The organism is Streptomyces adustus (assembly GCF_009377175.1).
Classification (GTDB): Bacteria; Actinomycetota; Actinomycetes; order Streptomycetales; family Streptomycetaceae; genus Streptomyces; species Streptomyces adustus.
Map to the genome: position 1 here is coordinate 1 of NZ_VJZD01000543.1, position 1,300 is coordinate 1,300.

The following is a 1,300-nucleotide window of genomic DNA, read 5'->3' on the forward strand; positions in this document are numbered from 1 at the left end:
CCCGTACCCACCGCCCGCCCGCGGCCCAGCGCCTCGGGCACCTCCGCCGCGTCCGCCACCACCTCCGACCCCGACGACCCGGCGGCTTCCGCCTCCGCCGACGACGTCCCCTTCGTCGAGGAGCTCGCCGGCACCGGTCTCGGCGCCCCGGCCGCCGTGCTCGCCGCGACCCTCGCCCTGCTGCTCGCCGGCGGGGTGCTGGTGCTGGTACTGGTGCGCAGGCGGCGCTGACCACGGATCGGAAGGCCATTTCGCAAGATCGGGCCTGTGTCTAGGCTGGGGCTCACGTACCGCGTACGGCAGGAGACCTCGCACATGGCAGACCGCAGGCCCATCGAGTCGTGGCTCACCGACATGGACGGTGTGCTGATCCACGAGGGCGTCCCGATTCCCGGCGCCGACGCCTTCATCAAGAAGCTCCGCGAGTCCGGCAAGCCGTTCCTCGTGCTCACCAACAACTCGATCTACACCCCGCGCGACCTGCACGCACGGCTGCGGCGCATGGGCCTGGAGGTGCCGGTCGAGTCCATCTGGACCTCGGCGCTGGCCACCGCCCAGTTCCTGGACGACCAGCGACCGGGCGGCACGGCGTACGTCATCGGCGAGGCCGGCCTCACCACCGCGCTGCACGACATCGGCTACATCCTCACCGACCACGAGCCGGACTACGTCGTGCTCGGCGAGACCCGGACGTATTCGTTCGAGGCGATGACGAAGGCCGTGCGGCTGATCCACGGCGGCGCCCGCTTCATCTGCACCAACCCGGACGAGACCGGCCCGTCCACCGAGGGCCCGCTGCCCGCCACCGGCGCCGTGGCCGCGCTGATCACCAAGGCGACGGGCCGCAAGCCGTACTTCGCGGGCAAGCCCAACCCGCTGATGATGCGCACCGGCCTCAACGCGATCGGCGCCCACTCCGAGAACAGCGCGATGATCGGCGACCGGATGGACACCGACGTGCTGGCCGGCATGGAGGCCGGAATGCGGACGTTCCTGGTGCTCACCGGGCTGACCCGGCCCGAGCAGGTCGAGGACTTCCCGTACCGGCCGTCGGAGATCGTGGACTCCATCGCGGATCTCGTCGAACGGATCTGAAACGCCCGGCACCGGGTGACCCACCCGTACGGAGCAGCACGGCCCCGGCTGCGGATGCGCGGCCGTGCCCTCCGGAGGAGCCTCCAGATACCAGGAGGTTTCACGATGGGTTCAAGGAACGTCGCACTCTGTGCCGGGGTCGCGGCCGTGGCAGCGGTACTGGTACCGGCGGCCCACGCGGCGGGCGGGGCGGGCCTCATGGCCC

The 1,300-nt window shown here is 71.4% G+C and carries 1 protein-coding gene and 1 pseudogene; both read left to right on the plus strand.

The annotated features are described in order from the left end of the window. Positions 1-231: pseudogene (locus tag FNH09_RS47470) on the plus strand (hypothetical protein); the annotation flags it as partial. A gap of 84 nt (positions 232-315) precedes the next feature. Continuing rightward, positions 316-1,095 carry an HAD-IIA family hydrolase gene (locus FNH09_RS46430; protein ID WP_152895880.1) on the plus strand — a complete coding sequence of 260 codons (780 nt, stop codon included), beginning with the start codon at positions 316-318 and terminating at the stop codon, positions 1,093-1,095. Positions 1,096-1,300: the final 205 nt, after the last annotated feature.